10 protein-coding genes are annotated in these 8177 nt (G+C 69.1%); all 10 read left to right on the top strand.

Going from position 1 to position 8177, the window contains the following annotated elements:
• The first annotated feature begins 154 nt into the window (after positions 1–154).
• Positions 155–1333, top strand: a complete 1179-nt coding sequence (locus AAC997_RS18530) for a deoxyguanosinetriphosphate triphosphohydrolase (protein ID WP_340647185.1) — start codon at positions 155–157, stop codon at positions 1331–1333.
• A gap of 99 nt (positions 1334–1432) precedes the next feature.
• Complete coding sequence (locus tag AAC997_RS18525) at positions 1433–2206, top strand: SPOR domain-containing protein (RefSeq protein WP_340647184.1); 774 nt, start codon at positions 1433–1435, stop codon at positions 2204–2206.
• Positions 2203–3225 carry a beta-N-acetylhexosaminidase gene (gene nagZ / locus AAC997_RS18520; protein WP_340647183.1) on the top strand — a complete coding sequence of 341 codons (1023 nt, stop codon included), beginning with the start codon at positions 2203–2205 and terminating at the stop codon, positions 3223–3225. The genes AAC997_RS18525 and nagZ overlap by 4 nt, the downstream gene beginning before the upstream one ends.
• Positions 3222–4031 carry a ScpA family protein gene (locus AAC997_RS18515; protein WP_340647182.1) on the top strand — a complete coding sequence of 270 codons (810 nt, stop codon included), beginning with the start codon at positions 3222–3224 and terminating at the stop codon, positions 4029–4031. Before nagZ ends, AAC997_RS18515 begins: the two co-directional genes overlap by 4 nt.
• On the top strand, positions 4028–4672 hold the full coding sequence (gene scpB, locus AAC997_RS18510) for an SMC-Scp complex subunit ScpB (protein WP_340647181.1): 645 nt from the start codon (positions 4028–4030) through the stop codon (positions 4670–4672). Before AAC997_RS18515 ends, scpB begins: the two co-directional genes overlap by 4 nt.
• Before the next feature lie 120 nt (positions 4673–4792).
• Positions 4793–4999 (top strand): twin-arginine translocase TatA/TatE family subunit, encoded by a 207-nt coding sequence (gene tatA, locus AAC997_RS18505; protein WP_340647180.1) that lies wholly within the window; start codon positions 4793–4795, stop codon positions 4997–4999.
• Between the two features lie 73 nt (positions 5000–5072).
• Positions 5073–5648 (top strand): Sec-independent protein translocase protein TatB, encoded by a 576-nt coding sequence (gene tatB, locus AAC997_RS18500; RefSeq protein ID WP_340647179.1) that lies wholly within the window; start codon positions 5073–5075, stop codon positions 5646–5648.
• The gene (gene tatC / locus AAC997_RS18495) at positions 5645–6532 is read left to right on the top strand and encodes a twin-arginine translocase subunit TatC (protein WP_340647178.1); all 888 of its coding nucleotides are present in this window, start codon (positions 5645–5647) and stop codon (positions 6530–6532) included. The genes tatB and tatC overlap by 4 nt, the downstream gene beginning before the upstream one ends.
• A gap of 60 nt (positions 6533–6592) precedes the next feature.
• A complete protein-coding gene (gene serS / locus AAC997_RS18490) occupies positions 6593–7873 on the top strand; it encodes a serine--tRNA ligase (protein WP_340647177.1) in 1281 nt (426 codons plus the stop codon).
• The coding region (locus AAC997_RS18485) for a 5'/3'-nucleotidase SurE (protein WP_340647176.1) at positions 7870–8177 on the top strand (308 nt) is incomplete at its 3' end. The genes serS and AAC997_RS18485, both read left to right, overlap by 4 nt.

Here is an 8177-nt window from a genome sequence, read left to right as displayed (position 1 = left end):
TGACCCTCGGCCTTGCTGAGGTCATGCAGCCTTTGGGCCGCGGTCGGGGAGAGGGTGAGGTCTGATGTGGTCATGATGCGTAAAAGCCCTGTGTGGACTATATGAGGGTCCAACGGCTTCTCACCAAGGGGCCATCCGATATTTGCGAGCATACATGGCTTTGACGGTTCCGCCCCGTGCGCCCTACGCCGAAGATCCCGGCCTGTCCCTGGGCCGCAAGGTTGAGGAGCCCGAGAGCCGTAACCGCACCCCCTTCGCCCGTGACCGCGACCGGATCATCCACGCCACCGCCTTCCGGCGCTTGAAGGAGAAGACCCAGGTCTTTGTGGCCCACGAGGGCGACCATTTCCGCACCCGCCTGACCCATTCCCTGGAGGTGGCGCAGGTGGCGCGGTCGCTGGCCACGGCGCTGGGGCTGGACGCCGACCTCGCCGAGACCATCGCGCTCGCCCACGACCTGGGCCACCCGCCCTTCGGCCACGCCGGGGAGGACGAGCTGCAGGTGCAGATGCAGCCCTTCGGCGGGTTCGATCACAATGTGCAGACCTTCCGGGTGGTCACCAAGCTGGAGCGCCGCTACCCCCGCTGGGACGGGTTGAACCTGACCTGGGAGACCCTGGAAGGGGTGATCAAGCACAATGGCCCGGTGACGGCCAAGCTCAGCGAGCCCTCCTGGAAGGCGATCACCGAGTTCGACGCCGAGTACGACCTGGGCCTCGACACCTGGGCCTCGGCGGAGGCCCAGTGCGCGGCGCTCGCCGACGACATCGCCTACAACAACCACGATGTGGACGACGGGGTGCAGGCGGGCCTGTTCCACCTGAAGGAGCTGCTGGACGTGCCGCTGATCGGCCCGATCCTGGCGGGCGTCTACAAGGAATACCCCGACATCGACCCCGGCATCATCCGTCTGGAGGCGGTGCGCCGGATGATCGGGGCGATGATCGACGACGTGCTCGCCGAGACCAACCGGCGGGCGATTTCGTCCAAGGTCGCTTCGGCCGATGAGGTTCGCCACCTGGACCACGCCCTGGTGGCCTTCTCGCGTGAGATGCTGGAGGACCTGGGGCGGCTGCGGGAATTCCTGATGAACCGCATGTACCGGCACTGGAAGGTGAACCGCACGCGCTCCCAGGCCCGCCGTATTCTGGCCGAGATGTTCCAGTTGTTCATGAGCGAACCCGATGTCCTGCCGACGGAGTGGTTCGCCCGGTCGCAGAACCGCGACGACGCCGGCCGCGCCCGGGTGGTGTGCGACTACATCGCCGGCATGACCGACCGTTTCGCCATCGAAGAGCACCGCAGGCTTTTCCACCTCGACGTCTGGAATTAGGCGTCCGGGGCGGTTCGAAGCCCGCCCGCCTTCGATACAATGCCGCTGACGCCGCGCGATTCGTTTCGCGCGCGCTTTCGATTCCCTTGGGAGCCTTCGATGACCAACTCCGATCGCGGAGCCTATACGCCGCCCACCGACGCGCCGTTGTCCTTCGACGCGCGCCAGCCGGTGCGGGGGACCCGTCCGGCCCCGATGATGCTGATCGTCAGCGCCCTGGTCCTGATCGGCCTGGTGGTGGCGATCGTGGTCTTCTATCGCTCCGGCGTCCGCCAGGCCGGCGCCGCGCCGCAGTCGGTGGGAACCCCCGTGGGCGCCATCAAGGGCCCCGCGCCCGCCGAGGCGCAGCCGGTGGACCCGGCCGCGGGCCTGCAGATCTATCAGTCCTCCGAAGGCGCCGCGGCCCCGACCGCTCCCAACTTCACCGCCCCGCCAGAGCAGCCCGCCGCCCGTGAGCCCGCGCCGTCAGTTGTCGTGACCCCCGCGGCCAAGCCCGCGCCCATCCCGGCGCCGGTCATCGCCAAGCCGCAGCAGACCGGGCCGGTCGCAGCCATGCCCATCTCGCCGGAGCCCAAGCCGGTCCCGGCCCTGAAGCCCACCCTGCCGGCCGCCACGCCTCCTGTCGCCGCGGGCGGCGCGGCCGCCGTGCAGATCGGCGCCTTTTCGACCTCGGCCCTGGCCGACAAGGGCTGGAGCGACGCGGCCCGGATCGCGCCCGGCGCGACGGCGGGCAAGGGCAAGCGGGTCGAGGCCATCCAGAAGGACGGCGCGACCCTCTACCGGACCTCGGTGACCGGTTTCGCGAGCCGCGCCGACGCCACCGCCTTCTGCGATCAGCTCAAGGCCGCGGGCAAGAGCTGCTTCGTGAAGTGAGCATAAGCGCCTCCATCCTCGGCTGTGCGGGCCTGACCCTTTCCACGGAGGAGCAGGCCTTCTTCCGCGACGTGCGTCCCTGGGGGTTCATCCTCTTCAAGCGCAATGTCGAGAGCCCCGATCAGGTGCGGGCGCTGACGCAGGCCCTGCGCGCCTGCGTGGACCGGCCCGAGGCGCCGATCCTGATCGATCAGGAGGGCGGCCGGGTCGCCCGCCTGGGGCCGCCGCACTGGCGGCGCTATCCGCCTGGCCGGGCCTATGGCGAGCTTCCGGCCAACGATCCGCTGCTGCGCCGGGAGATCACCCGCCTGGGGGGGCGCCTGCTGGCCCACGACCTGTCGTCCCTGGGGATCAATGTCGACTGCGTGCCGGTGCTGGACGTCCCCAGCGAGGGCGCCCATGACATCATCGGCGACCGCGCCTATGCCAAGACCCCCGAGGGGGTGGCCCAACTGGGCCGGGCGGCCTGCGAGGGCCTGATCGCCGGGGGCGTCCTGCCGGTGATCAAGCACATTCCCGGCCACGGCCGCGCCATGGCCGACAGCCACCACGATCTGCCGGTGGTCGAGGCCAGCTATGAAGACCTCGACGCCCACGACTTCGCGCCGTTCCGGGTGCTGTCGGACATGCCGATGGCGATGAGCGCCCACGTCGTCTACACGGCCGTCGATCCGCGCGGCCCGGCGACGACCTCCAAACGGGCGATCAGCAGGGTGATCCGCAAGGCCATCGGCTTCGACGGCCTGCTGATGACCGACGATCTTTCCATGAAGGCGCTGGGCGGCGATTTCACGACGCGGGCCAAGACCGCGCTGTCGGCCGGTTGCGACGTGGTTCTGCACTGCAACGGCGACATGGCCGAGATGCAGGCGGTGGTCGCCGGGACACGGCCCCTGGCCGGACGCGCCGCCCAGCGGGCCCGCGCGGCCCTGGGTCGCATCGCCCGCGTCCCCGAGCCCTTCGATGTTGAGGAGGCCCGCGCCCGATTCGACGCGGCCTTCGAGGGGCGCTGGTCTTGAGCAACACCTTCCAACCCAATCTGGACTTCGAGGCGGCGACCACGGCGGCCGAGGACGGCGAAGCCCTGATCATCGACCTGGACGGCTATGAAGGGCCGCTGCACGTCCTGCTGGCCCTGGCGCGCAGCCAGAAGGTCGACCTGATGAAGCTGTCGATCACCAAGCTGGCCGACCAGTACCTGGCCTTCGTGCAACAGGCCCGGCGCATCCGCTTCTCGCTGGCCGCCGACTATCTGGTGATGGCCGCCTGGCTGACCTATCTGAAGTCCCGCCTGCTGCTGCCCAAGCCCGAACGGCCCAAGGCCGAGGAGCCGCCGGCTGAGGAGATGGCCGCGCAACTGGCCTTCCGCCTGGCCAAGCTGGACGCCATGCGCAAGTCCGCCGAGACCCTGCGCGACGGGGCGCAGTTGGGCCGGGAGGTCTTCCTGCGCGGTGACCCGCAGGCCATCCAGATCATCCCCTCCAACCGCCTGGAGGGCGACCTCTATGGCCTGATGAGCGCCTATATCGCCCAGCGGAAGAAGGAGCAGGATCGCCACTACACCCCGCGCGCACCCCAGGCCTATCCGCTGGAGGAGGCCCGCGACCGGCTGCGCGAGATGCTGCCCGACCTGTCGCGCTGGACCTCGCTGCAGGGCATCGCGCCCATGGCGCCAAGCGCCGAGACCGGGCCGAGCCGCGCGTCCTATGTGGCCTCGACCCTCTCGGCCAGCCTGGAACTGGTGAAGGAGGGGGCCATGGAGGCCCGCCAGCTCGAGGCCTTCGCCGACATCTTCCTGCGCGCCCGCCGGGGAGCCGCGGCGTGACCCTGCCCGCCGAGCGCCAGGCCGAGGCGCTGCTGTTCGCCGCGGCGGGACCGCTCAGCCTGGACGATATCGCCAAGCGCCTGCCGGCCAATTCCGATGTCGAGGCCGCCATCGCCGCCCTGCAGAAGACCTATGAGGGCAGGGGGGTGGAGTTGGTCTGCGTCGCCGACCGCTGGCGTTTCCAGACCGCCGCCGACCTCGCCTTCCTGATGACCGAGGAGCGGGAGGAACCGCGCCGTCTTTCCAAGGCCGCCCAGGAGACCCTGGCGATCATCGCCTATCATCAGCCGGTGACCCGGGCGGAGATCGAGTCGGTCCGCGGCGTGCAGGCCAGCCGCGGCACCCTGGACGTCCTGCTGGAGCTGGGCCTGGTTCGGATGCGCGGCCGCCGCCGCACGCCAGGCCGTCCCGTCACCTATGGCACCACCGACGCCTTCCTGGAGCACTACGGCCTGGCGGCCCTGGCCGACCTGCCGGGCATGGCGGACATGAAGGCGGCCGGCCTGCTCAGCCTGGATCTGCCGCCGGACTTCGCCATTCCCAATCCGGGGGGCGGGCTGGACGCTGACGAGGACCCCATCGAGGACGATGCGGCGCCCGAATTCCATACAGACTTCCTGGGCGGCGAAGACGAGAGCTGATGGAACCGGCAGGTTCCTGCCGATCCGATTGGCGCGACGTCACCGAAACGACTATATTGCATCGGAATATCACAACTGGCGCGTGGCCCTCCCTGGCCGCCGGCGCAAAGGAGTATTGTCATGGGTGCTTTCGGGCCCATCCACTGGATCGTTGTCGCGGTGGTCGTGCTGCTGCTCTTCGGTGGCCGCGGCAAGCTGTCGGGGATCATGGGCGACGCCGCCAAGGGTATCCGCGCCTTCAAGGACGGCCTGAAGGATGGCGACGAGGTGGCCAATTCGACCGCCGCCAAGCCGCTTCCCAGCGAAAAAGACGAAGCCCGCAGCTAATCGGCTGCCATTCCCGGAATTCCACCCACGCCGGTCCTGATCGGCGTGGGTTTTGATCGTTTAGGCATAGCGCATGCTTCCTGATGTCGGCGGGACGGAGCTCCTTCTGATCGCCGCGGTCGCTCTGATCGTGGTGGGGCCGAAGGATCTGCCCATGCTCCTGCGCAAGCTGGGGCAGTTCGTGGCGCGTCTGCGCTCGATGGCCGACGACTTCCGCGCTAGTTTCGATGAGATGGCCCGGCAGTCGGAGCTGGACGACCTGCGCAAGGAGGTCGAGGCCATGCGGCGCGGCCAGGTCGCCGACCAGGCGGCCTCGGAGGCGTCCAATGTCGAGATCAACCAGGTGTTCAACGAGATCGGCGACAGCCTGCAGGGCGCCGGCATCCAGTTCCACCCGCCGATGAGCCACCAGTACGCCGGCGAGCCCGAGGCGGCGCAGGCGGTGACGCCCGCCCCGGCCGCCAAGCCCAAGACGCCGCGCGCGCCCAAGGCGGCGGCGGCCGCTAAGAGCGTGAAAGCGGCCGGCACGCCCACGCCCAAGCCCACGCCCAAGGCCAAGCCCAAGCCCAAGGCCGTGAAGGTCGCCGCCGCCAAGCCGGCGTCGAAAAAGCCGCCTGCCGCGCGGCCTGCCAAGGGGACGGTCTCTTGAGCGACGTCGACGACGAAATCGAGTCCTCCCGCGCGCCGCTTCTGGACCATCTGGTCGAGCTGCGCACCCGGCTGATCATCTGTGTCGCGGCCCTGGCCATCGGCTTCGCCATCTGTTTCGGCTTCGCCACCCAGATCTATATCGTCCTGCTGCATCCCTTCGAGGTGGCCGCCCAACTGATGGCCGCGGAAAAGGCCAGCGGGGGTCGCGCCGGTCCCTTCGACCTGCTGCTGGCCCTGACCGGCCTGAAGGCCGTGCCCAGCGTCGCCGGCGCCGGGCTGAAATTCGTCTTCACCGCGCCGCTGGAGTTCTTCTTCACCAAGTTGAAGCTGGCGGGCTTCGGGGCGGTGATCCTGACCTTCCCGGTGCTGGCCTGGCAGATCTACGGCTTCGTGGCGCCGGGCCTCTACAAGAAGGAACGCCACGCCTTCCTGCCGTTCCTGATGGCCGCGCCGGCCCTGTTCGCCCTGGGCACGGCCCTGGTCTATTTCATGATCCTGCCCTTCGTCCTGTGGTTCTCGCTGTCGCAGCAGATCACCGGTGTCGGCGCGATCTCGGTGGAGCTGTTGCCCAAGGTGTCGGACTACCTGACCCTGGTGACCACCCTGCTGTTGGCGTTCGGTCTGTGCTTCCAACTGCCGGTGGTGCTGACCCTGCTGGGGATGGCCGGCATCGTGGACTCCAAGATGCTGCGGACCGGCCGCCGCTACGCCATCGTCGGCATCTTCGTGGTGGCCGCCATCGTCACCCCGCCCGACCCCATCAGCCAGACCATGTTGGCGGCGCCGATCATCCTGCTCTACGAGATCTCGATCTGGTGCGTGGCCCTCATCGACCGCCGCCGCGCCCGCGAGGACGCCGGCACGGCCGTCGTGCCGGTCTAGAGGGGTTGGCCCCGGGGTCGGCGCGCTCTAGAGAAAGCCGCTCACTCCACGGCGGACCCCATGCACGACATTCGAGCCATTCGCGAAACCCCTGAGCTTTACGAGAAAGCCTGGGCTGCGAAGGGACGATCCGGGGCCGCGGCCCAGGCGATCGAGCTGGACGGCAAGGTGCGCGGCGCCAAGACCGCCGCCGAGACCGCCCAGGCCAAGCGCAACGAGCTGTCCAAGTTGATCGGCCAGGCCAAGGCCCAGAAGGATGAGGCGCAGGCCCAGCGCCTGCTGGCCGAGGTCGAGAGCCTGAAGGGCGCCGGCGCCGCCCAGGCCGAGGCCGAGAAGGCCGCCAGCGCCGAGCTGTTTGATCTGCTGGCCGCCCTGCCGAACCTGCCCATGGCCGACGTGCCTCCGGGCGAGGACGAGGACGACAATGTCGAGCTGCGCCGCTGGGGCGAGCCGAACCACATCGCCAACCCCAAGGACCACGTCGACCTGGGCGGGGCTCTGGGCCTGATGGACTTCGAGGCCGCCGCGAAGATGAGCGGCGCGCGGTTCGTGGTGCTGAAGGGCCAACTGGCGCGGCTGGAACGGGCGCTGGGCCAGTTCATGCTGGACGTCCAGACCCAGGAGCACGGCTATACCGAGGTGTCGCCGCCGTTGCTGGTGCGCGACGAGGCGGTGTTCGGCACCAACCAACTGCCCAAGTTCGCCGAGGACCTGTTCCACACCACGGACGGTCGCTGGCTGATCCCCACCGCCGAGGTGTCGCTGACCAACCTGGTTCGGGAACAGATCACGCCTGAGGAGGAGCTGCCGCTGCGGCTCACGGCCCTGACGCCTTGCTTCCGCTCGGAGGCCGGCGCCTCGGGCCGCGACACCCGCGGCATGATCCGCCAGCATCAGTTCTACAAGGTGGAGATGGTGTCCATCACCACCCCCGACCAGTCGGCCGACGAGCATGAGCGCATGGTCGGCTGCGGCGAGGCGATCTTGAAGGCCCTGCAACTGCCCTTCCGCTCGATGCTGCTGTGCGCCGGCGACATGGGCTTCGGCGCCCGCAAGAGCGTCGACCTGGAGGTCTGGATCCCCTCGGAGGGCCGCTATCGCGAGATCAGTTCGATCTCCAACTGCGGCGACTTCCAGGCCCGGCGGATGGACGCCCGCACCAAGGCGGCCGGCGAGAAGGGCACGCGCTTCGTCCACACCCTGAACGGCTCGGGCCTGGCCGTGGGCCGCACCCTGGTGGCGGTGATGGAGAACTATCAGGACGAGAACGGCCGCATCGCCATTCCCCAGGCCCTGCATCCCTATCTGCCGGGCCTGACCCACATCGGTGGTGAGGCGTGAGAATCCTGCTGACCAATGACGACGGCATCCAAGCCGAAGGCCTGGTCGCCCTGGAGAACATCGCCAAGGTCCTGACCGACGACATCTGGATCTGTGCGCCGGAATACGAGCAGTCGGGCGCCAGCCGGGCCCTGACCCTGTCCGACCCCGTGCGGGTGCGGAAGCTGGACGGCCGCCGCTTCGCCACCTCCGGCACCCCCACCGATTGCGTGATGCTGGCCATTTCGGAGTTGATGGAGGGCGCCAAGCCCGACCTGGTGCTGTCGGGGGTCAATCGCGGGGCGAACCTGGCCGAGGACGTGAC

The organism is Phenylobacterium sp. (assembly GCF_037968635.1).
Taxonomy (GTDB): Bacteria; Pseudomonadota; Alphaproteobacteria; order Caulobacterales; family Caulobacteraceae; genus Phenylobacterium.
Note: the sequence above shows the minus strand (reverse complement) of the source record. Positions and strands in the feature narration are given on the sequence as shown.